This window comes from Levilactobacillus enshiensis, assembly GCF_007115095.1.
Classification (GTDB): Bacteria; Bacillota; Bacilli; order Lactobacillales; family Lactobacillaceae; genus Levilactobacillus; species Levilactobacillus enshiensis.
The window spans coordinates 104,524-127,514 of the sequence record NZ_SULH01000009.1 but is presented as its reverse complement, the minus strand read 5'-3'; the positions used below and the strand labels follow the sequence as shown (position 1 = coordinate 127,514).

The following is a 22,991-nucleotide window of genomic DNA, read 5'->3' as shown; positions in this document are numbered from 1 at the left end:
CCAATCAAACTGAGCTAGATACCGATGGTGAGTTTCCAGAAGCTGATGGTCAGACTGACTTGGGCGTTGATTAATGGTCGCTAATAAGTCTGATTTTCAAAAGCTGTCTGATTACCTAATAATCCTTTCAGTCGGAGTGGGTCTTTACCCAATTGAGATTCTTGGTGAGTTCATGCGTGACATGAAGCAGAGCGAAGATAATCAAGCGATGGATATGGGCGTGCCAGAAGATATTCGTCGTATCTATAAGGGCATGACGGAAAAGGACGAAGCAATGTTCCTGATTTATTTTGGAGATGTTTGTATGCGGGAAATGGGGGTTAAGTGATGGCACCTGAATTGAAGAAACAAATTCAAGAAGTGAGATTTGCAGCTAAGGAACAATCAGACAGATGGTGGTCCATTATATGTGATGACGATAGTTTTGAACCGTATACGGATCAAGACCAGAGTAAGGTTGATGACATTACTAGTCGGTACGACCATATCATTGATCAATTGCTACAAGAGAACGTTGAAACCTCCGACGACTAATTTTCTGCACAAAAATAGCGTCCCATTGCTGGCACGCCGACTGGTTTGACTATAGAGGGGGATGAAATGAAATACACGACTGTGGTCACATTCTATAGATTTAACGTGAAAACGTTACGTGAAGAATTGATTACTCTTGATTTGAGCGAAGGCACGGCTACTCGTTTGGTGTCAAATTTGTACTCGCTTACTAATTCAGGTTGGGATACAGATGCAAATTTTGAAATATCAATAGGCAATGGCGTAAATCAGATTAGTGGTCGATGGTGTTTGTATTCGGTATTGAAAATCCCAAAGTAAATAAAAAAGGCCGCATTGACAGCAGCCCCTGTTATCAAAATAACTCAGCAACTTATTTTACCATAAACTAATGGACGATGGGGGCTGTCAACAGTGACGGAGATTGATTTTAACAGTATGAATATGAGCGATATTTTTCCTAAGATTGACAAGCAGGCAACGTGTCATAAAGTAGCAAATTTCCTCAAGTGGACTTTGCCGCGTATGGTACGAATTGCTGGTAAGTCATTAACGGATTTACGATCACCGAATTACGATGGAATGCCTAAAGCTACTGCTAGTGGTAATAGCACCGACGCACGCATCGTTGAAAAGTTGTACGCACAAGAAGTAATTAAGCGAACGGCAGAGGCTATGGGTCACTGTGATAAGGATTGTCGTGAGGTTCTGGACATGCTATACCTTCAGGATTATAGCGATACCATGTGTTATATGGCAATTGGCTATTCAAAGTCCAGTTTCTCTCATGACAAGAAGCCACAAGCGCTTTTGCAGTTTGCCGATTGCTACATGTTGGAAGACCTTCGTGTTAAGGCTTCTTGATGAGAGTTGCACCCTCGATGCAACTCTGACGCAATATGGGTGCATATAGGTTGCAACCGCACAGCCAGCATTGCCGAAATATCGGTGTAGTATAGATATCGTTGAAAGAGTTAAGAAACGGCCTGACGTATTAAGCCACAGTGATGTGGGCCAAAGATCATCCTGTTCTTGGGAGATGGTCGCCAGTAATGGTAATTCAGGCAATGGTCGTCATTAAAGTGTCTGTTGAGGGCATTCAGTTAGAAACGAACCAGTAAACGTCGACGCCGAGTGGTCTAAGCGTAACGTGGGTAACGGCAAAACTGCTAGCTGGTGTAGTGAATAACTTTGATGATCGAGGTAGGTAGCAGAAAAAGTCCGAGTTTGTCAGACAAGGGCACCTACCAGTTATGAGGTATGAGGGAATGACCGTTAGCCCTTGATATTTAAATGACATGGTAATTAGTGTGACAACGAAAGCCTACCGGCCCAGTGAAGCATTTGCTCCCTCAAAAGGGGAACGAACTTCTGGCGAAGCACTGGGTTCCAAGTAAGATAAAAGTTCTGTTCGCTATACAGAATGGACTGTAAATCCATTATAAAATTATCTAAATGCAAAAGCCTTCGCCTGCTGTATCTGAAAGTAGTCTAATGCTCCACCATTGGAATGGAGCGCTGGCAAGCTCGCAAGGTGAGTCAGTTTAGTAGTTAGTAGTGCAATCGAGTGGGTAGCTCCTGCTTGGTGAATCGAAATCTGCTGAGTAGGGTGCAGTATATAACGGTGGAATCACCACCGACTATGACAGTTACTCGAGGGATCGGGTGGAAAAACGACTAATAAATAAGGTCGCGAAAGATTGTTGCTAGTGAGTGTATTCTCAGCTCACTATTTTGTTGAAGTGGCGGAATTGGCAGACGCGCTGGACTTAGAATCCAGTGTCACTAAGACGTGTGGGTCCGAATCCCACCTTCAGCATTGTGGACTGTGTGCCCACATTGAAAAGTAGCGTGCTTGTAAGTGTAAAAGGGTAACACGGGCGAAGGGACCCAGTCGTGATGTAGGAGCCTATGACGTTTTATTTATGAGGACGGCGCGTCACACTGCATGGTTCGATTCCATGCCAAGCACATTGCCCCGCGGGTGGCATCGTAACCTTGCGTTAGCCGCATGGGGCCGAATCCATGAGTGTCTGGTCGCCTCCAAACAGCCAGGCATATGAAGACTTAGCTCAGTCGGTAGAGCAGTTGGCTGTTAACCAGCTTGTCACAGGTTCGAATCTTGTAGTCTTCGTTGCACGCCAGTTGCTAGAAGAGTCAAGCACCAACTCTAGTAATAAGAACGTCAGTCGGTAGTAGGCGCCGTGAGAGCCTGTCGAGGGTGCTTATCGCAAATATGTGCAACCACTTAGGTGGTACTGACAAGCTCCGAGTTCGACGATTGTAGGAGTATTAATGCGCGGTTTAGGAGTGGTTACCTATCTGGTCTCATAAACCAGTACACGTTGGTTCGAATCCAACCTGCGCAATTGAACGCCAATTCAAAATAGAAGGAGCTGAAAGGCCCCTATCTTTTAATAAAAATACATTTGCTTAACAACGGTGTTCATGATGGCTGTCCCTTTGGGGATGGCTTTTTGTTTGGAGGAAGAATAATGACAGATGAACTATTAGGGATTTATCGAGGTAAGAATACAAAGATTTTGCTGGACGGGGATGCCGTTCATAACTTCGGGCCAGTTCCAGAAAACATGTTTGATGAAGTTGAAGGAGGAATTATCCTTCACTTGCTGTATGCGTCTCCGGTGCTTAAGCATTTTAACCCGAAGAAGTTTAAATCAATTATTTGTGATGAAAATGCGACCGTGGTTACCAAGATGAAAATTGAGAAGTTCAAGATGTTGCCGTTTTCGATTGGTGCGAGTGTGCCTACGGTTGATGTAATGCTGTACGGGGAACCGCATACCACGTTTACGGATTAGGAGGAAATGCAATGACTTTTGGTGAAGCTTTAGAGCTAATGAAGCAAGGCAAGAAAGTACGGCGCTCTGGCTGGAATGGCAAAGGCATCTGGGTCGGCTTGCACGAACAACAGGATAGCGACGATATGGGGGATTACATTTACATCGATACCACGGGACTACAAACAGATAATCCTGATGCACCGAAGAGTCGTGTTCCATGGTTGGCAAGCCAAACAGATATGCTGGCTAGTGATTGGGAGGTAGTTGAATGAAACTAACTATTCATAAGCAATTAGGTGACACGGCTATTGATACGGACATTGAAGGTAGCATTGACGACTGTTTGAAGGTAATCGACCATTTGGATGCTATTAAAGATAATATGCAAAAGGCCGATGAAGTTAGCAGCAAAATTAAAGACGAAATGAACCAATACCTTTGACAAGCTAGAGATGATCGTATTGTTACAGTTCCGGATGAAAATGAAGATACGATTATTTTTCTTTATGACCATAGGCTTGGTGTCGCTTACCAGATGACAATCAATTTAAAAAATAATTATTCTGAATCAGAGTTAAATGATATTCAGCGCGAGTTTCAGCGAAATATCGATAGTGGGAAGTTAACGATTAATTGGTAGAAAAATGGAGTGAACTTCGATGAGCATTACACGCAAGCCTGCTGCTTCAATGAAAGGTGAAGAGTTGTTAACACAGTACGCCTATGTGAACGGTGTGTTGGAACGTTTTATGAAGAGTAATTCCGATGATACCTTTTACAATGGATTATTACAGTATTGGGATTCGCTTAAAAGAGAAATTTTGAAACGCATGAGTCGATAGTCAGAAAGAATTGAAGGTGTGGTGAGTATGCGTGACTGATAAAGAGCAAGCGTATCAGGATTATATGAGTGGGATGAAGTATAAGGATATCGCGAGCAAGTTAGGTATATCCATCAATACCATTAAGTCCTGGAAGAAACGACATAATTGGCAGCGAGGTGCACCCCCTGATAAGGTGCAACCAAAAGGAAAAAGTGCACCCAAAGTTGCACCTCCTGTTATCGATAAGCTGGAATCCAACTCTAATTTGACCGATAAGCAGAAGTTGTTTTGCACATACTATTTACAACGGTTCAATGCGACGTGGGCGTATATGAAGTCTTATGGAGTGAACTACGATACTGCTCGCTTCAATGGAAGCCGACTGCTTGCAAATGATAACGTTAAGAAACAGCTAGCAGAATTGAAGAAGGCTCAGGCAACTGAGCTATACATAACGGCCACTGATATCCTGAAAGAGTATATCAAGCAAGCCACATCTAACTTCGGCGATTACATTAGGTATGATGTTCAAGACGTCGTCGATAAGAAGCACAAGGACTCGAATGGCAAGGCATTACACCATTACTCGATTAGCATTCGACCGGAGGACATGGACAAGGTTGATATGTCTCTCGTGAAGTCAATGCACCGTGGCAAAGATGGCTTAGTAATCGAACTTTACGATAAACAGAAGGCACAACAAGTCCTACTTGACCGCCTGCCAGAAGCTAAGTTGACCAGTGAGCAGAAGGACAGCTTCCTAAATGCAATCATTGCCGCCAAAAAAGGCAAAGAAAAAGAGTAGCCGAAGCTACCCGAAGTCTATATTATCTAGCATACGTTCTCGGCTGACCTGATCTAAGCCGAGATAGGCGAGCGTCATGGCTTCACTAGAATGATTCAGTAGTGTCATGACGAGACCGATGTTGTAGTGAGACTGAACATAGACACGATAAGCACCTGTTTTACGCATGGTATGAGTTCCTAGGTAATCTAGTCCCAGTAAGTCACCAACACGAGCCATAACTTTGTAGAATTGCTTCTCATTGATGTGTCTGGTTGGGTCGCTGCTGGATGGGAACAGCCATTCAGATTCAATGTGTTTGGAATTTAGCCATTCACGATAATCTAGCAAATCATTGATGACTGGCTTGAGGTAGAGAGTGTTCGCCTTGCCGGTTTTTTTGTCGTGGATGAATGCATTCCTGCGGGCATTACTGTCGCTGTCAAACACGTCATCATATCGCAAGGCCAGAACGTCGCTTACTCGAAGTAATGTGGCTTTCCCCATTTGGAAGATGGTGTAGTTCCTGCGACCAGCTCGAAAACTATCGAGTAGTGTTTGTTGGACCTGAATCAGGACGTTTGAGTCTTTGATTGGAAGAACATTTTGCTTCATGATTGTACCTTCTTTTTATGGTCTATTTGTCTAAATACAGAATAAATAACTCCTATAAAATGAAGTATACAATCTAAACGCTGATAAATCAATAAACACGAGGAGTTATTATCTTGAAATAGCCCCTAAAAGGAGATGACCATCAATCCAAGTTAAACAATTTGAGTTTGCACCGTTTTCAGAGAAGCAGCTTAACGTTTTGAATTGGTGGCTAGACCCTCGCATTTTTGAAGCTGACAATTCTGAATTAGCTATGGTGCTTCACCCTGAGTGGCTTAATCGACGTGATGTTGAAACAATTATCTGTGATGGGTCAGTTCGGGCGGGTAAGACTCTTATCATGTCGATGAGCTACGTTCTCTGGTCAATGACGAACTATAACGAAGAACAATTTGGCATTGCTGGTAAGACGATTGGATCGCTTCGGCGTAACGTAATCCGGCCGTTGATGAGAATGCTTCGCGGCCGTGGCTACGAGGTGAAGGACAAGCGAGCGGACAATTTGCTAGTTATTAGCCATAATGGAGTTACAAATTATTACTATCTCTTCGGGGGCAAAGATGAAGGAAGTCAAGACCTGGTGCAAGGCATTACGGTCGCTGGCTTCTTTTTTGATGAAGTAGCTTTAATGCCAGAATCATTTGTTAACCAGGCGACCGCACGTGCGTCTGTTGATGGTGCGAAGTTCTGGTTCAACTGCAACCCGGCTGGGCCTTACCACTGGTTCAAACTGGAGTGGCTAGATCAATTAGACCAGCACAAAGCAATCCATATTCACTTCACGATGAAAGATAATCCGTCACTGTCTCCTGAGACGATTGACCGTTACGAGCGTATGTATACGGGTGTATTCTACCAACGCTTCATTCTGGGCCAATGGGTGCTATCAGACGGGATCATCTATGACAACTTCGACAAGAACAAGATGGTCGTCAAGAATCCACAGGGCACGGCTCGTAAGTACGCTGTTAGCATTGACTACGGGACGTTAAACCCAACCGTATTCCTTCTATGGGGATTGTATGGGGAAACGTGGCACCTAATCAAAATGTATTACTATGATGGTCGTCATAAGCACAAGCAAAAAACTGATGAGGAATACTCAGCGGATTTAGATAAGTTTGAAGGCAACCTTAGGCCAGTGGAAATCATTGACCCTTCGGCTGCCTCTTTTATTACCCGTCGTCGACGTAACGGTCGTCATGTGGTCAAGGCTGACAATGATGTATTGGACGGCATTCGCAAGACAGGTGCCGCAATGAATACAGGAAAAATTGTGTTTGCGCCTGGGCTGGAAGACCTGTTCAAAGAGTTTGCGTCCTATATTTGGGATGACAAGGCCGCTGAACATGGTGAAGACAAGCCAGTTAAACAGCATGACCATTCGATGGACGCCATGCGGTATTTCGTGATGTATATGATTGGCCGTCGACCAACGATTCAAACATTCAAGTTAGGCTAGGAGGTGAGAGATTGGCATTAGAAATTGATGTACCAGAACTGGAAAACGAGGTACTAAACAACGCTCAGATTACACATAACGGAACCTTTATTTTCCCGGCTGACCAAGAAATTACTACCGGGGACTTAGTCTCACTGATTGATTATCATCGATTACATATCCGGCCTGACTATTTGAAGGACCGCAAGTATTACGAAGGTGACCACGACATCATGCACAGGCCACGTAAAGCACCATATAAGCCTGATAATCGACTCGTGGTTAACTTCCCACGTAAAGCCGTAACGAGCTTCAACGGCTTCTTTATTGGCACTCCTGTGAAGATTGACAGCGACGATAAGAAGGCGGACGACTACATAAGTACATGGACCAACGTTAACAATTTTGAAGACGTAAATGCTGAGGTATCTAAGGAATCTAGTATGTATGGACGGTCTTACTACTTTGTCTATCAAGATGAAAGTGGTAACCCGTGTGTCGTGCCATCTAGTCCACTAGATACCTTTTTGATTTATGACGATACCATTGCTCGTAACGTCAAGTACGGCGTGCACTACAGCTACAATGTCAAAGGTGAAATGATGGTGTCTCTCATGAGTGTGGGACAAGACCGCGAGTTCGTCATGAACGGTAAGTCTGATAACTACTTGGACCAGGTAGGTGTTTACGCACTACCATACCCGATTGTGCCGATTATTGAAGCCGTCGAGAACGAGGAACGACTGTCACTTTGTTATGATATCGTTACGCTGATTGATGCACTAGATAAGGCCATGTCTGAGAAGGCCAATGATGTTGACTATTTTGCTGACGCCTATTTGAAGATTATCAATGCATATATGGGCGAGGAGGAAGTTAAAAAATTCAACGAGAACTTACGCGATGAACGAATGCTTGTGGTTAATGGAGCTGATAGTGGTGCAGAGGCTGATACTCAAGTTGACTTCATGGAAAAGCCTAGTGCTGATGAGACACAGGAACACCTCGTTGACCGTCTGGTTGATTACATTTATCAGATTGCCAACGTGGTAAATCTCAACGACGAGGCTTTCGCGGGTAACCCAGCTGGGGTAACTCTTAAGTTGAAATATCAGCCAATGAAGGACATGGCAGACGTCAAAGCCAACAAATTTAAGAAGTCTCTACGTGACGTTTTCCGGTGCGTATTTTCTGTCGTTCCGGGGATGAATCCTGATGTATGGCAAGGACTAACATTTCGCTTTACGCAATCGACACCACAGAACTTGTTGGAGCTGGCACAAGCATACAGTCTCTTTTATGGCAAAATGAGTACTAAGCTGCTGCTTAAGCAAATGCCTTTCGTCGATGATCCGGATGAAGCTATGGCCGAATTCAAGAAAGAGAATGCTGAAAGCCAGGTACAAACTGGGAATATGGTCCAGCAATACCTTCAAAGTCAAACCGACCAGCAGAAGGGCGGTGTAGCTAATGGCGATAACGGTAGCTCAGGAAAAGAAACGAATTCAACAACTCATCAATCTGGACAATCAGTCGGACCGACAAAGTAGTCAGTATACATCTGAGTGCTTAGCATTCATTAGAAGCCACCTATTAGCCTTCTATGAGCATTATGCAGATGATGAAGGACTTACCCTTAGTCAGGTTAGTCAACGTGTCTCTCGTTGGGATATGAGCCAATGGCAACAAGCTCTCGCGCAGATGGGGGATGTCAGTGATTGGCCGGATGACGCTAAGCAACGAATGAGCATTACAGGGTTCATTGCTGGTATTGACCGTAGCCATTTGCTGAACGCAATTCTTGCTTTAGGCGTCATCAAAATGACAGTAAGTAATCAAAAAAATATCACTCATCGAGTGGCTTTGGATGGTAAAACCGAAGCTAAACGGATGGGTGATTTTTTTAACCTCACGTCTAAGCAATCTAAGAAAATTACTAGTGTCATTACAGATTCGAGCAATACGAATGTGTGGTCACGTAATCTATGGATTGACAGTGACAAAATGGCTGGGGATGTACAATACCTGGTTAATCAACATTTGAAACATGGGATGTCACTAAATGACTTGGACAGTATATTAGCTAACCATGCCAATCCAAGTCAATTTAAGCCGTCACAGTCCGCTGCTGACCGAATTCAACAAATGGAGTTCAATGCTCGTCGGATTGTTCGAACTGAATCTGCTCGAATTAAAGACGAGGCCAACATGGCTACCTACCGCATGAAGGACGTTAAACAGGTTGATTGGGTGTGCGAACCCGGTGCTTGTCAGAAGTGCCAAGGAATCGAAGAAGGCAGTCCATATTGGATTAACGACGCACCTGATATTCCTGACGACAGCCACCCTAACTGTCGGTGCAGTAAGATTCCACATATTGGTAAGTCAAGCTTAATTACGTCTAGTGAGGCAGTGATGACCGCTGCACAGACTGTGCTTTCCGAAACTGATGATAGTTTTGACACTGCTAAAAATGAAACGCGGGCTGTTGAACGTGATTCTTCGTCTGAACAACCACTTCCTAACGCTGAAAATGCTATTATTCCAATAGAAAAATTCACTAAGTACGCCTTAGATATGGATAGTCCTAATGGGCGAAACAAGGCCATCGTATTTAAATCGGCGTTGGGGTATACTAAAGAAAACTACAAGGGCCTCATGGATCAGATTAAAAAAGGAATATTAACGGAAAAAGCTATTCCAAAATTAAAAGATGGTTATGGGCAGCGTTATGAAGTTAACATTATGGTAACTGGAGATAATGGCCAGAAACATAATGTCACGACGGCTTGGATTGTTAGTAGCGAAGATGGTAAGACAAGGTTTGTTTCGCCATACGTGAAGGATAAAAAGGGGGAACAGCATTGATTCAATTAAAAGAATGTGACAACGTTTTGATGGATGATGGAACAGAGGCGGCTGTTATGATTTTATTTGATGATGGTGGCTTGTTACTCGAAAAAGAAGTTCCTTCAACCGGAGAATATCCCGATTATGAACAATTTACATCAAGCTTATCACATGTTGTTAAAATAACGTATCGTCCTAAATAGGCGTTATTTCTGACAAATGGAGCCTAAGAAATGCTGATTTATCAAGGCACTGATTTAATTGAATAGCTTCAAAGAGTCGATTGTTCGGTATTTACCGTTGAATCGGCTTTTTTTGTGTCCAAAACCAGGCGTGGAAGTTGTAAAAAGCTACGGATAAAGTGCAAGCATTGATCCACTCAAAAAGCTATGGGAGGAGTTTTATACATGAATAAAGTTAACTTAATGTCGGCTAATTTACAGTTTTTCGCTGAACCAGACGACGGTGGCAACGGTGGAAAATCAACGCCACTCAATGATGGTGGACAAGAAAACGGTGGTACCAACGATACCGATAGTCAAGGTGGAAAGTCAGATGATGATGGTAAAAAGTACACGGATGCCGAAGTAGACGCCATTGTTCAGGGCAAGAAGGCCAAGTGGAAGTCTGAATTGGCTGAAAAGGAAGCTGAAGCTAAGAAACTAGCTGAGATGAATGCTAATCAGAAGAAGGATTATGAGCTTCAACAAGCCAATGAAGCTAGAAAAAATTCCGATACTGAGTTGGCCCGTTATAAAATGCGAGATCAGGCACGGTCAATGGCTACTGAAGTCGGTGTGACGCTCACGGATGCCGACCTTGACCACTTGGTCACTACTGACGCTACTTCTACTAAAGCCAATATGGATTGGCTAACCGGACTTAAAACGCGTATTGAGGCTGATGTTAAGAAGGATTATCTCAGTGGCAAGGCTCCTAAAGCCGGTGGCGATTCGTTAAACGGTAAAACCGGAACTTATGCAGAACGGTTAGCTAAGCAAAAAATTCAGCGCGCGGCCAGCCCATACTTTAAGAAAGACTAATAAGGAGATGTAATTGTGACTGAAATTAAGACATTTGGCGTGCCTAAGCAAGTTCTTGGGTTTATTGCCAACAAGGTCGCACTAGGCGTAATGCTCAATGATACGGGTGTTACTGCTGACCCAGAAACGGGTAAGAAAATTATTCCAGCTGGTACGCCGGTTGGAGGCACCACTTCCACACTGGAGAACGAACAAGCTGTTCTGTCGGTTGTAAATGATGGCACGGCACAAGGCGTGTTGGAATTCGCGGCAGATGTGACGGGTGGTACTGGTAATGGAACCATGATTGTTAATGGCTATGTGAATGAACTCCGTTTACCTGATGGAGTAGCTATTACTGATGACACTAAGAAAGCATTAAACGGTAAAGTAACGTTCTTCAAACGAAACGGGGGTCGGTAAAATATGCACACGATTTTTGATGAAATTAATGCGACTGAAGTTGGTTCCTATTGGATGACTTTAGCGCAAAAGACGGAACCCTTCTTATGGGAAACTGTCATGCCGGTGAAGAAGCAAATTGGTGCGAACTTCAAGTTCTATCGTGGTAAGAGTCGTTCCACTCGTCCACTGGCACCTTCTGCATTTGGTGTTCCAGCCATCATGCGGAGCCGTTCAGGTTACCAAGAAATTAACGACAAGACACGTTACTTCAAGGAAGGTGACTACATTGATGAAGACTTGCGGCAAGAATTACTGCGGGTCGGTGAAAATGGGTCACAAGTCGAAAAAGATTTAATCATGAACCACGTTTTCGACGACTCCCTTGAGTTGGTTAATGCGGCATCTCTTACTCGTGAAATCATGCGTAACCAAATGATCCAGACTGGTAAAGTAAACGTCTTCGGAAATGGTCAATTTATCACAGCGGATTATGGGATGAAGGATACTCACCGGGTAGTTGCTGATAAGGCATGGGGTGCAGCTGGTTCAACTCCACTTGAAGATATTCGGAAAGCAAAGTACATCGTCAAGAAGGATTCTAATCAAACGATTACTCGTGCGGCTATGAATCAAAAGACCTTTGACACTTTGCTATCCGACACGAACATCAAGTCAACAATTCTTAATACTACTAGCAATATCGACCGAGTAACCATGACAAATCAACAGGCCATGAATTACATTTTAATTAACTATGGCGTAAATATTCAAATTTACGATAAGACGTATACCGATATTGATGGTGCCGACAAGTATTGGATTCCAGACGGCCGAGTAATCTTCATGCCAGACGGTGACTTGGGTTACACCCGCATGAGTTTGACCCCAGAAGAAGCTGACCTACGAGGCAACGTAGCGACTGATGTTTCTATTGTTGATGAAGGTGTTGCAATTACGTCAACCATGACTAACGACCCCGTTAATAAGAAGATTAATGTTTCTCAAATGGTATTGCCTTCCTTTGAACAAATCGATGGCGTATATATCTTAGACACTGCTGGTGTGGCTGCAAAGGATCCAACCGATTTGGCTACTTCTGCTACGGTAACTACACCAACAGCTGACCCAAAAGCCTAGCCCCATCGGCTGATAATGGGGCTGATACGAGTGCGGGGGATGAAGCAGCCAAACCTACCTCTGCCAACACTATCGACCAAATCAAGGCTTATCTGGACGCTGAGGGTGTCAGTTACAGTGGCGTAACCGCCAAGGCCGACTTGCTAGCCTTAGTAAAGTAGGTGAGTAGATGACCAGTATTGAGGTATCTACCGTACAAGGAATGGACCAAAAATTCGCCAAATTGGAACCAGATATTATTCAGAACTGGATTGATCTAGCTAAGCCGGTAATCGATGTTTCTGGCTTACCTGAACAACCTGACAATGTGATTCCGCATGGTTGGGCATTGATGGCGGCCCATATTGGGACTCAAATTATGCGTCAGGGCAATAACAAAAGTAGCCAAACAATGGGCCCTCTAACCGAGAGTTTTTTTGACGTGGCTAACTTGGGACCTGACGTGTTCTTAAAGCTTTACAATGACTTGCTTAAAGCTAATGGTTTAGCTCCTATTGGCAGAAATCAGGTGCATTTCTATTGATAGATGAATTCAATTACATAGATAAAATTGAACATGAAATCACCGTGTTTAATTCAATGCAAATTGAAGTCGGCGTGCTTAAAGATGACTACTTACAGATGATTGCCGTGGTCAATAACGACGGTGCGGTTATTCGTGCTAAGAATGTACCCTACCTGGTAATCCCATACCGTAAGGATGGCGTTATGACGTACATCAAGAAGAAGTCTGTTAGCATACCTGCACGTCGGTTTATGGAACGTACTGTTTCGCGTCATGAGGGACGATGGCAGACCGTTGCCGAACAACAGCTGGCAAAGCTCATGAACGGGGATGGCTCCGCCATGATGGCACTAGAGATGATTGGGCACTTGGCTGTGGAGGCTATGAAGTCCGAAATAATCCGTTTTAAGGTGCCACATAACGCGGCACTAACCATTGCCAATAAGGGCTTTGACGACCCGTTAATTGATACCGGTGCCCTGAGAGACGCTATTGACTATCGGATTGTGCCTAAGTCTATTTGAGAGGAGGTGACAATATGGCAGATACGAGTTCTTTAACTCTGAATGTATATAAGAAGGACGATTTAAAGACGGTTGTAGCTTCTGGCGACGATGCCAAGGGGGCAGTTATTGCGAAGCTAGCTGCTGGTACGGTGGTGGCTGCTGGCGATTATGTGGCAACTCATACTAACCCAACTGGTACTTTGACCGAATCTGATCCAGCCAATGTACCTGGTTTCACGGTCCCAAAACAGAAGGCACCGGCTCCGACTAACTTGGTGGCAACGCCAACGGCTGACGGTGCAACTATCACCGCTAGTGATAATGCTTAGAGGAGGGATGACTAATGTTTGACTTCGATGACATGATAGACGAGTGGGGGATTCCTCTCGAAATTAAATTAAAGAGTGGCAACGACTCGGGCCATTATGAAGCCGGTGAGTGGGTCCCTGACGAAGGGGTACCACTTAAAGTCAAAGAACCATTACTCCCGCCTGGGACGAATGCTAGCCCTGGTACTTACTATGTAGGCAATCGGGGTGGCGAGGTCGAAGCATGGGATATGGACTGGTACTCTAAACAACCTAATATCCCTGACAATACTGTCGTTAACGATATCGAACGGAATATTAGTTTTAAGGTTGCAAAAAAGAGTGACTATCAACCCTATGCTGGTATCACAATCTATAATCTGGAGGCGGTGACTACTAATGGACAAGCCGTATGATTTTAAAGCGTTAATGATTAAAATCATTGCGTTAATTAAACAAGAAACGGGTATCGATTGCTTTATTGAGGGTGGAATGGGACCTCAGCAACCATACCCGTTTTTTACATATCAGGTTAAACCATATATTCCGATTGATATCACGGACAACGTGGATTATGAAGAATTTGAAGCTGAAATCAACTTTACGGCCCATTCGAAGAGCGCTAACGAGTCATACACCTTTGGTAACCAACTGAGAAAAATATTTGAAACTCAGTCCATGGATTACCTAGGGGATGAAAATGACTTTGGCGTTGTTGGAACCAGTGAAGTTGAGTCTTCGGATAATGTGATCACCATTCAGGTTGAACGGCGAACTGAGTTTACCGTGCGTCTCCGACTATTAGACACGTTTCAGGACAAAATTAATACGATTGATGACGTTGGTATCAACGGGACCAATCTATCCGAGAAAGACGATTATAAAAAAAGAATAGGAGGGATTTAATTGCCTGTAATTCCAAAGATTACTGACGCGTTCGTCACGATTGATGTAACGCACCCCCAACCAACCGTTGGTCTTAAAAACTCCAACGTGTTCGTCAAGGGTGACAAAGAATCCTATAAAGAATACACATATTTAGATGCTGTTGAAGCCGATTGGAATGCTGATACGAGTGTCTACAAGATTGCCGAACAGCAATTTGCTCAGAACCCTGCGCCTGAATTAGTTGCTGTAACTACCTTTACTGGTAATTCTGCTGTAACGACGGCACAAGCACCTGCTCCATCTGGGGTAACAGCTGACGCTACTAACGATGGGGCAACTGTTAAGGCTGAACCGGTTACCATCAATGAACCTGGTGATGATGTTCCTACCCAAGGTATTGCGAAGGCGGCCTTTGACTACTTCTACAACAACTGGGAATTTGCCTTGCTTGCCGACTACAACAAGGATGACGCGCTCGCTTTGTCCAATTTGATTGAGCACGGTGGCTACGACGCAAAGGGGTATCACATTCTATTCCTGCAATTCAATGCAGACAATAAGGATGATGCAACCGAATTTGCTAGTAACACGCGTACCTGGTGTTTCTACCACACTGACACGGATGAACTCTATGCAGCTGCATTAGCCGCTGCTGGGGCTCAACCAACTATCGGCCAAGTATCCTGGAAGTTTGTCAGCGATTTAGCAAACGTGACGCCAGAAACTCTTCCAGCTAGCGATATTATGGTTCTGGAAAAGAAAGGACTTATTTGCTACTTCACGAAAGGTAACCATTCTAATCAGACCGATGATATGAATGCAGCCGGCTTTTATATCGATGAAGTCCACGGACGGGATCAGGTCAAGGCAACCATTGAAACTAACCTGCAAAATACGTTGAATACAGCTGGAAAAACGCCGTTTGACGCAATTGGTTTAGGCATGATTGCAGCAAGCTTAGAGAGCTCACTGAGTTTATCTTATAACGCCGGAATTATTGCTACTGACCCTGATACGGGTAAGCCAATGTATACGACTCACGTTCCTTCAATCAAGGAAGTGGGCCGTTTTGCTATTGCTAGCCGTGTACTGAAGAACACCACGTTTGGGTACACACCGTCTAGCGCAATTAATAAAGTCTATGTTCGTGGCAACGAACAAATGTGGGCTTAGAAAGGGGGATACATAAATGGCAGTAGGAAATGCAGTTGACGATTTTACTGGTCGCAATTCAATCGATATTGGTGAAGGCCGGACACTTAACCTGTACAAGGCGAAGAATGTGTCTATTACCATTACTCGTCAAAGCGGAGATACAATTATTCTTCGTAACTTCCAAGATGGCGATATGGTGACGCCACAAAAGACCAACAACAAGGTTGACGCTATGTCTGATCCACAAGCGTCTTCGGCGGCCTCGGTTACATACGATGCTTTAGGGACGATGCAAACCACCGTGCAGCAAGGTTCTCCAACGAACAACTTACTATCTGAACTGTACAACGGGGATGAAGTTTTTGGCTTCCACGTCGCTTACGGGGATGAACGTGTCGGTGGTGACCATTGCATGATTCAAAAGGCGCCGGATGCACCTTATGGCAAGAACGTACCAACCCGTGCTTGGACGGCCGAAGTATTCGACTACAAGTATGATGGTGACGCTAACGCTTAGATAAATGCATAGATTTGAGTGAAGACTGCCGGTGCGGTCTATTTTTTTACTCAAATTTAGGTGATGGTGGGTGGTCCAACTCCGCTCGTCATCGTTATCCAAAAAATAAAAGGAGAGATTTACTTATGACTGAAAATAATGAAACACAAACGAACGAAACGGCAACTAAAACAACGACTCGTAAAAAGGCAACACCTAAGAAGAACTATTCAAAAACGATGAAGCAAGAAGTCTTTACGTCGAAGGCTGGCAATAAATATCGTTTTACCTATCCAGGTACCTTTTTCGTCCAACAAAATGTTATTGACGCTTCCATGGCCGCTGGCTATCAGTCTAAGCCGTTACTCTATGAAGCTTTAATGAAAAATATTCTCGAAGGTGACTATGACTGGGATTACTTTGACAAGCAAATCAAGGATGAAGACAAGACGAATACGGCTACTGCCAAAGACCATGATGGAACCAAGATTGAGTATACATACACTTACCCAGGCTTAAAGCGTCAATACCAAATGGTCGAAGAATCCAAAACGGTCAATGGAAGTATCTCTATGGCCGAATTCAACAAACAACTCATGCAACGCGTTATCACTAGTCCGCAAATTAAGTTTGATTACTGGGATCACCATGATGGTTACAACCCAATCATGACAGAAGGTAACTATTTCTTAGGCACTGTCGGTGGCGAGAGTGAATTTGAGGAGGTAATGAACGCCGCCAGCGATTTTGTAAATCGCATGTTTCGATAATCACTACGAACATAAGGAAGAAATTATAAAGCAAAAGGCACAATGCCTTCTGCAATACTATCGTCCTTCTATCTATGGAATTGCCACGGTTGATGAGGCCAAACGTATGACTACCGATGAATTGGCTGTTGCTAATGCAGTGGCTGATGAAATTGAGAATCAGCGTGAAATACGAGTATCCAATGCGATTGGCAGAGCATTCGACCCAGGTGAGTCCTAGAAGGGAGGTATACATAAATGGCTTTGAGAAAAAGCTTTATTGAAATTGGATATAAGGTTAATAAGTCAGGTTTAACAGCGGCAAATAGTGCTGTTGACCAGCTGATTAGAAAACAAGAACGTCTTCTAAATAACTTAGATGAGTATTCTCGTCGAACAAAGGCTGTTACTAATGGTCAGCGAGAGTCTAATGATGAATTAAGTAAAACTACAGCACTGCAATCCAAAGCTACTCAGGGAGCAACTGAAAACGCTCGTGCGCAGGGTAGGGTTACTGATTCCGTCGCCAAGACAAAAAACGAGCAGGAGAAACTAGCTACCTCTCAAGGTAAAACACGGCGTAAAGCTGTTGAGACTAGTGATGAGATTGTTCGCAGTAATGAGAAAAGTACAAAGGCTATTGATCGGACTCGCCACAGTACGGAAAGAACAACTAGTTCTTTTGACCGTTTACATGGTGCTGGTAACCGACTCATTAACATGGGTACCGGTATTTCAATGGCAATGTTGCCTGTTGCGGCTGCGTTTAAACAATCAGCTGAAGAGGCTACTAACCTAGAGAACAAATACACCACTATTCGAAATCTTTTACATACCGGTGGCGAGTCGGCTGCTGCTTCCGCCATGGAAACCCGTGATATGGAGCGAGAGAACAATAAATTTGCTTTGCAATACGGTGTTTCTCCTGTTGATATGTCAAAAGGTGGAGAAGAACTTATCCGTCGTGGGTATTCTGGTAATCAGGAACTTGCGTCGCATAAATATTTCTTACAAGCGGCACGGGCTTCTGGCGATGATTATGGCTCAGTAGTTGGCTATGGTGCTCCGGCGCTAGAACAATTTGGGTATAAGACTAAGGCTGGCGACAGTCAGAAGAAGATGGCCGCCTACACTAAGACAGTTCTTAACCAGATGGCTTATGGTGCCGACCTCAGTGCTACTGACTTCACCGGAATTGGGAATTCGCTTCGTTATGCAGGGGCCACAGCCCATTCAGCTAATCAGTCACTTGCTGGTACGATTGGTGCTATCGGTGTCCTTAGTAACAATGGACAAGACGGCACTGTTAGTGGGACCGGTCTTCGTAAGGATATTAACTCACTTTTAAATCCTACCAGTGGTCCTAAAGGACAAGGGGTTGCGGCGCTTAAATCGATTGGGTTAAAACCCGATGATTTACGTGATTCCAAAGACAATTTGCTCACACTAGACAAGGCATTTGAACTTCTGAATAATCACATGAAAGGCATGAATGACACCGAACGTGCCTCTGTCTTCCATGGACTATTTGGTACAACCGGGCAAGAGTCAGCATTGATTCTCGCAAAGAACGTTGACCAGATGAAGTCATTGACGGCCCAGGTTCAAAATGCTGAGAAAAAGGGCAACGGTCAAGGGTATATCGCTGATCTAGCCCAGAAGAACATGAAGTCTTGGAAAAACCAGATTGATGTCTTCAAGCAATACATAAATATTATGGGTCTTGGATTTACTAAGACAATCCTACCCGGATTCACACATATGCTTTCTGACACAAACAGTGTTCTGAAAGTCTTAATTAAGCTCCCACAACCGGCCAAAGAACTGACTGGACATATTGTTGCCCTTGGCAGTGCCATGGCCGTTGCCTATGCCGGGTCTAAGTTGTTACGTAAAGGCTTAGATTGGATGGGAACAAGTGGCTCTCGAAAGGTTAAGGGTCAAACCGCTCTAGTTAGAGACGTGGTTCAAAATAGTATCCCAGCTACCAATGCTCCAGTTGAAGCTGTTCCGGCGAATAGATCTGGTTCCACTCACTTTGTAACAGCTGCTGAAACACTTGGTTCTCGTTCAGGTTCAACTCATTATGCAGGCGGATTAGGCGCCGTTCGTAATGTTTGGGGTGGCATGTCAGGTTTAAGCAAGTTAGCTGTTGCGGGTGTCGGTATCGATGTTGGCTCACAAGCTGTCAACGCCTTTAAGCAGGGGATTAATACTAAATCCGGTGGGCAAAAGCTATGGGAGTCCGCCGGTACAGCTACTGGTGCCGCTATTGGCGGAGTATTAACTGGTGGCAATCCAGTTGGCATTATGATTGGTCAACAAATTGGCAAGTCATTTGCTAAAACGGTAAAGGCATCAGACTTCCTTAAGCCTGATAAGAATAATGACCAGAAGCATAACGCACATAAGGATGTTGATCCTAATCACACTCCTTCGTTACATGACGGTGGAGAAAATAGTTGGCAAGCTGATTCAGACCTTGTTGGATCATTATTTGGTCCCCAAAGCAGTTCTAAGAATAAATCGCGAAGCAGCAATAACAGGTCAAAGCCAGAAAAAAAGGTTAATCCTTTCGATTCCTTACCCAAGGATGCACGTAAGGCAACACAAACTGCTACTAAATTAGTTGGTACTGCTAATGAAAATTGGGCACGAACTGCTGCTGATTTTAGTATGAAGCAGACAAAGAGAATTACTTCTGATGAAAATCTACTAATGTCGAAGAATTCTTCAAAGTATGTCAAGGCTTATAATTCGCTATCAGATTATGTTAACAAGTCGACTAGTAAGAGTTCCAAAGCTGCTAGTTTACTTCAAAAGGTTGGTGCTCTTAGCGCAAGTGGAGCACAGTCTGCTCTGAGTTCCCAGAACTCTTATAATCAGCGCCGTTTATCATTAGTTAAACAAGACTATTCTGCGATTGAACGAGACGAACGTAACGGCGGCAAGAACCGGGTAGCGCTGATTCAGAAACTTAATAATGATATTCTGAGACTTACAGACAAAGGAAATCAACAGCAGTCGGCTCTTATCAAAAATTTGAATTTGCGTACTACTAGACTAACTTCTAGTCAATACAAATCAGTCATTTCTCAGTCTGATAAGGCATACAGTTTAACTAAGGCTAATGCTAAGAAGTCGTATAATTCAAGTGTTTCTGCTGCCGAAAAACAGTATAACCAGACATTAAAGGCTGCTAAACAGTTGTATGGTGTTCATAGCTCAGAGTACAAGCAGATTAAGAAATATGCCGATAAACAGTATGTAAGTACCACTAATAGGGCTTATGACCAATATCAAGGAACTCTGAAATGGGCTAAGAAGCAACATACTGACGTAGTTGCTGAGGCAAAAGCTGAAGCTAAAGAAGCGGCTGATGCTTGGTCTGATTCAGCTAAATCCGTAATTGATAGTATTCCGACGCTGTTTAAACAGAATAAATCAGCTGGTACCGGTACACAGCCAGCCAAGATGAAAAAGCATGGATTAGACAAGTCTTTGGCGCAAAAGAACAATGCGTTAAACACCACTAATACTGCAAATTCGTCATCTAAAGTTTCTGACAAAAAAGTAGGAATGCCATCTGTTTTTGGGGGTCATGCCACTGGTGGTCCTATCCGTGCTACTCAAATGGCAGCGGTCAATGAGGCTGGTACCGAAGTTGCTTATAATCCACGTACCGGTCGGTTCCGTCTGTTAGGCAATGGACCTGCTTTCGCCAAGCTGTATGCTGGTGAACATATCATCAATGCAAAGGATACTCGCAAGTTATTTGCTGGTGGTCTTGGCAAAGGTAAGACACTTAAGGGCTATGCAACAGGTACTACCTCACTTGGTAATTCTAGTATTGGTGGAACGATTAAGACTAAGGGTTTTGGTGATCCGTTAGCTAAGGCTACTAAGTCAACTAAAAAGTCGATGGCAACTATCTCTAAGACGGTTACTAGCGGCTATGACAAGTCGACGAAAAAGTCTAACCAATTAGTGTCTAAATTTAATACCAAGTCGAACCGTAACTGGAAAGGAATCCAGACTGATACGGGCCGTTTCACTGACAGAATTCAAAAGAACACTGTTGGCGATTACGACCAAATGCAAAAAGGTGCCGATAAGCAGCTTCTTCAAATGAAGGGGTCACAGCTTGCTACTATGAGTAAGATTCATAGTGGTATGAATTCGGAAACTAAGGCTATTGAGAGCGACTTTGACTCTATCATGGGTAAGTTACCGGGTGACGCCAAAAGTGCCATGAAAGGTGCTATTTCTTCACTTAACGGCGGGTTTACTGGCATTAACTCAACTCTTAGTCAATTTGGTGGTAACAAGAATGTTCTCAAACCAATCCATTATGCACAAGGTTCCCGTGGTCCAATTGACAGTGACCAACTAGCCGTCCTGAATGACGCAAACTTTGGTTCTCGTCAAGAATTGGTTGGACGTGGTACCCAGCTGCTAAAACCAGTCGGCGATAATGTCGCGGTTCATCTCCGAAAAGGGGATGAAGTCTTTAATGGTGACCAAGTCGAACGTGCTAAACCGTACCTTCCGCACTTTGCAAAGGGCACTGGTGCTAGTGATGACAAGCTTCGTAGTTTAGCTAGTGGAAATTCTGGTAATCCATCAAAGGCGTTTAGCCATGACTTCACTTCAAATGTGAAGGCTACTGGTGCTCCTTTACAACGAGGTGTAACCAATACGGCTAAGGCTGGAGCAAAGACAGTCGGTGTTCCTTGGACTGGTGCAATGTACGGGTACATCGAATCACTTATCAATTCTGGCGGTGGTGGCCCAGTCCTGAGCGCTCCAGGTCCAGGATGGTCAATTACTTCTGGTTTTGGTAATCGTGGCGCTGTGTCTGGCGGTTTTAGTTCTCATGATGGGAACGACTACAGTGGCGCTAAATTAGTCCGGTCTATGCAGGATTCTGTCGTCACAGGAATTGGTACCAAAGCTGGTTGGGAAGGCAATAATGGTATCGGTCAATACGTAAGTACTAAGGGCGGCAGTTTGTCTCTGATTTATCAAGAACTAAATGGTAAGGCGGGGTCCGGTGCTCAGATTCTGGTACACGTTGGTGATCATGTTAAGCAAGGACAGTCACTCGCTAAGCTTGGACCAGCTGGTACTCACGTCCATGTGGGTGCGTCGACGGAAGGGCTTTGGTCTCATGGCGGTGGGTCAACTAAAGGTTGGCTTGATGTCACGAAGCTAAAGGGGAACTTTGGTAACCCTGAATCCAAGAAGAAAAAGGCTACTCCAGCTTTAACCAAATTGGTTAAGTCTCAGCTTGGCTCAACAGCCATCAAGTGGATTGAAAATAATCTGCAAGATGCTGTTGGTGGCGGACAAGTCGGCGGCACTGTATCTACTAGTATGATTGAAAAAGCTGCTAAGGCTATGCACGTCAACCTAAGCGGTAGTGAACTATCCACTATCAAGGCAGTGATTCAGCATGAATCTGGCGGATCTTCTACAGCCGTCAATAACTGGGATGTGAATGCTAAAAACGGAACGCCTTCAAAAGGTATTCTGCAATTCATTGACCCCACTTTTAAAAATTATGCTGTAAAAGGTCATGAACAGATTCTCTCTGCTTATGACCAGTTACTAGCTATGTTTAATGACTCCGGTTGGCGGCATGACGTCCACACAGGAGGATGGGGGCCAACAGGTTCTCGTCGTTTTGCCACTGGTGGTCGTCCTAATGTGGGCGAATCCGTTGTTGTTGGTGAAAAGGGACCAGAGCTAGTTGATTTTGACCGTCCAGCTACAGTTCGTTCTGCTGATGCAACTCGTCAATTGATGAGTCGTGCGGGTGGTACAAAAGTTAAACCTAATATCACCAACACGTTTCATATCGATATTCACGTTGACGCTAAGGGTGGCGACGTTGATGAGATTGTGAAGAAGGTTGGAGCAAAACTTCGTGATGAACTTGATGAAATTGTTCATGCTGAAATGGATAATTTAGCGTACTAGGGGGAGT

25 protein-coding genes and 3 tRNA genes are annotated in these 22,991 nt (G+C 44.1%); 27 read left to right on the top strand and 1 reads right to left on the bottom strand.

All coding sequences use genetic code 11. The annotated features are described in order from the left end of the window. Positions 1-73 precede the first annotated feature (73 nt). The 11 genes from FAY32_RS10370 (at position 74) to FAY32_RS10330 (ending at position 4,946) form a co-directional block, all read left to right on the top strand. Positions 74-328: a hypothetical protein gene (locus FAY32_RS10370; protein ID WP_143463363.1), complete on the top strand. Its 255-nt coding sequence runs from the start codon at positions 74-76 to the stop codon at positions 326-328. Continuing rightward, complete coding sequence (locus FAY32_RS10365) at positions 328-534, top strand: hypothetical protein (protein ID WP_143463362.1); 207 nt, start codon at positions 328-330, stop codon at positions 532-534. Before FAY32_RS10370 ends, FAY32_RS10365 begins: the two co-directional genes overlap by 1 nt. A 393-nt stretch (positions 535-927) precedes the next feature. Then, positions 928-1,377 carry an ArpU family phage packaging/lysis transcriptional regulator gene (locus FAY32_RS10360; RefSeq protein WP_143463361.1) on the top strand — a complete coding sequence of 150 codons (450 nt, stop codon included), beginning with the start codon at positions 928-930 and terminating at the stop codon, positions 1,375-1,377. Positions 1,378-2,249: 872 nt separating this feature from the next. Beyond that, a tRNA-Leu gene (locus FAY32_RS10355) sits at positions 2,250-2,332 on the top strand. A 242-nt stretch (positions 2,333-2,574) separates the two neighbouring features. Continuing rightward, positions 2,575-2,647, top strand: a tRNA-Asn gene (locus FAY32_RS10350). A 162-nt stretch (positions 2,648-2,809) separates the two neighbouring features. Further along, positions 2,810-2,882 (top strand) — tRNA-Ile (locus FAY32_RS14660). 126 nt (positions 2,883-3,008) lie between these two features. Then, positions 3,009-3,335, top strand: coding sequence for a hypothetical protein (locus FAY32_RS10345; protein ID WP_143463360.1), 327 nt, complete (start codon positions 3,009-3,011; stop codon positions 3,333-3,335). A gap of 11 nt (positions 3,336-3,346) precedes the next feature. After that, positions 3,347-3,589 (top strand): DUF2829 domain-containing protein, encoded by a 243-nt coding sequence (locus tag FAY32_RS10340; protein WP_087612765.1) that lies wholly within the window; start codon positions 3,347-3,349, stop codon positions 3,587-3,589. After that, a complete protein-coding gene (locus tag FAY32_RS14655; RefSeq protein WP_158727583.1) occupies positions 3,586-3,759 on the top strand; it encodes a hypothetical protein in 174 nt (57 codons plus the stop codon). Before FAY32_RS10340 ends, FAY32_RS14655 begins: the two co-directional genes overlap by 4 nt. Before the next feature lie 217 nt (positions 3,760-3,976). Continuing rightward, the gene (locus FAY32_RS10335; protein WP_143463359.1) at positions 3,977-4,159 is read left to right on the top strand and encodes a hypothetical protein; all 183 of its coding nucleotides are present in this window, start codon (positions 3,977-3,979) and stop codon (positions 4,157-4,159) included. A 31-nt stretch (positions 4,160-4,190) separates the two neighbouring features. Next, complete coding sequence (locus tag FAY32_RS10330) at positions 4,191-4,946, top strand: terminase small subunit (RefSeq protein WP_143463358.1); 756 nt, start codon at positions 4,191-4,193, stop codon at positions 4,944-4,946. A gap of 6 nt (positions 4,947-4,952) precedes the next feature. Here FAY32_RS10330 and FAY32_RS10325 read toward each other — a convergent pair whose 3' ends face one another. Continuing rightward, positions 4,953-5,540: a site-specific integrase gene (locus tag FAY32_RS10325; protein WP_011667866.1), complete on the bottom strand. Its 588-nt coding sequence runs from the start codon at positions 5,538-5,540 to the stop codon at positions 4,953-4,955. Positions 5,541-5,739: 199 nt separating this feature from the next. On the opposite strand from FAY32_RS10325, the gene FAY32_RS10320 reads away from it, so the two are divergent. From FAY32_RS10320 to FAY32_RS10240, 16 genes are all read left to right on the top strand, one after another. After that, positions 5,740-7,002 carry a PBSX family phage terminase large subunit gene (locus tag FAY32_RS10320; RefSeq protein WP_143463357.1) on the top strand — a complete coding sequence of 421 codons (1,263 nt, stop codon included), beginning with the start codon at positions 5,740-5,742 and terminating at the stop codon, positions 7,000-7,002. 11 nt (positions 7,003-7,013) lie between these two features. Beyond that, positions 7,014-8,531 carry a phage portal protein gene (locus FAY32_RS10315; protein ID WP_158727582.1) on the top strand — a complete coding sequence of 506 codons (1,518 nt, stop codon included), beginning with the start codon at positions 7,014-7,016 and terminating at the stop codon, positions 8,529-8,531. Then, the gene (locus FAY32_RS14815; protein ID WP_191988177.1) at positions 8,452-9,849 is read left to right on the top strand and encodes a DUF6883 domain-containing protein; all 1,398 of its coding nucleotides are present in this window, start codon (positions 8,452-8,454) and stop codon (positions 9,847-9,849) included. Before FAY32_RS10315 ends, FAY32_RS14815 begins: the two co-directional genes overlap by 80 nt. After that, positions 9,846-10,034: a hypothetical protein gene (locus tag FAY32_RS10305; protein ID WP_143463355.1), complete on the top strand. Its 189-nt coding sequence runs from the start codon at positions 9,846-9,848 to the stop codon at positions 10,032-10,034. The genes FAY32_RS14815 and FAY32_RS10305 overlap by 4 nt, the downstream gene beginning before the upstream one ends. Positions 10,035-10,238: 204 nt before the next feature. After that, entirely contained in the window at positions 10,239-10,874 is a 636-nt protein-coding gene (locus FAY32_RS10300; protein WP_158727581.1) for a DUF4355 domain-containing protein, read from the top strand. A 15-nt stretch (positions 10,875-10,889) separates the two neighbouring features. After that, positions 10,890-11,276, top strand: coding sequence for a hypothetical protein (locus tag FAY32_RS10295; RefSeq protein ID WP_143463353.1), 387 nt, complete (start codon positions 10,890-10,892; stop codon positions 11,274-11,276). A gap of 3 nt (positions 11,277-11,279) precedes the next feature. After that, positions 11,280-12,395 (top strand): major capsid protein, encoded by a 1,116-nt coding sequence (locus FAY32_RS10290; RefSeq protein WP_143463352.1) that lies wholly within the window; start codon positions 11,280-11,282, stop codon positions 12,393-12,395. 169 nt (positions 12,396-12,564) lie between these two features. Continuing rightward, the gene (locus tag FAY32_RS10280) at positions 12,565-12,918 is read left to right on the top strand and encodes a DUF4054 domain-containing protein (protein ID WP_143463351.1); all 354 of its coding nucleotides are present in this window, start codon (positions 12,565-12,567) and stop codon (positions 12,916-12,918) included. Positions 12,919-12,974: 56 nt separating this feature from the next. Further along, on the top strand, positions 12,975-13,424 hold the full coding sequence (locus tag FAY32_RS10275; protein WP_143463350.1) for a hypothetical protein: 450 nt from the start codon (positions 12,975-12,977) through the stop codon (positions 13,422-13,424). Positions 13,425-13,438: 14 nt separating this feature from the next. Further along, entirely contained in the window at positions 13,439-13,735 is a 297-nt protein-coding gene (locus FAY32_RS10270; protein ID WP_143463349.1) for a hypothetical protein, read from the top strand. 14 nt (positions 13,736-13,749) lie between these two features. Continuing rightward, complete coding sequence (locus tag FAY32_RS10265; protein ID WP_143463348.1) at positions 13,750-14,130, top strand: hypothetical protein; 381 nt, start codon at positions 13,750-13,752, stop codon at positions 14,128-14,130. Continuing rightward, on the top strand, positions 14,114-14,620 hold the full coding sequence (locus FAY32_RS10260) for a phage neck terminator protein (RefSeq protein ID WP_143463347.1): 507 nt from the start codon (positions 14,114-14,116) through the stop codon (positions 14,618-14,620). Before FAY32_RS10265 ends, FAY32_RS10260 begins: the two co-directional genes overlap by 17 nt. Next, positions 14,621-15,775, top strand: a complete 1,155-nt coding sequence (locus FAY32_RS10255; protein WP_143463346.1) for a DUF3383 domain-containing protein — start codon at positions 14,621-14,623, stop codon at positions 15,773-15,775. A 16-nt stretch (positions 15,776-15,791) separates the two neighbouring features. Next, complete coding sequence (locus tag FAY32_RS10250) at positions 15,792-16,274, top strand: hypothetical protein (RefSeq protein WP_143463345.1); 483 nt, start codon at positions 15,792-15,794, stop codon at positions 16,272-16,274. 125 nt (positions 16,275-16,399) lie between these two features. Next, positions 16,400-17,023, top strand: a complete 624-nt coding sequence (locus tag FAY32_RS10245; protein ID WP_143463344.1) for a hypothetical protein — start codon at positions 16,400-16,402, stop codon at positions 17,021-17,023. 237 nt (positions 17,024-17,260) lie between these two features. Beyond that, entirely contained in the window at positions 17,261-22,984 is a 5,724-nt protein-coding gene (locus FAY32_RS10240; RefSeq protein WP_143463343.1) for a phage tail tape measure protein, read from the top strand. The last annotated feature ends 7 nt before the right edge of the window (positions 22,985-22,991 follow it).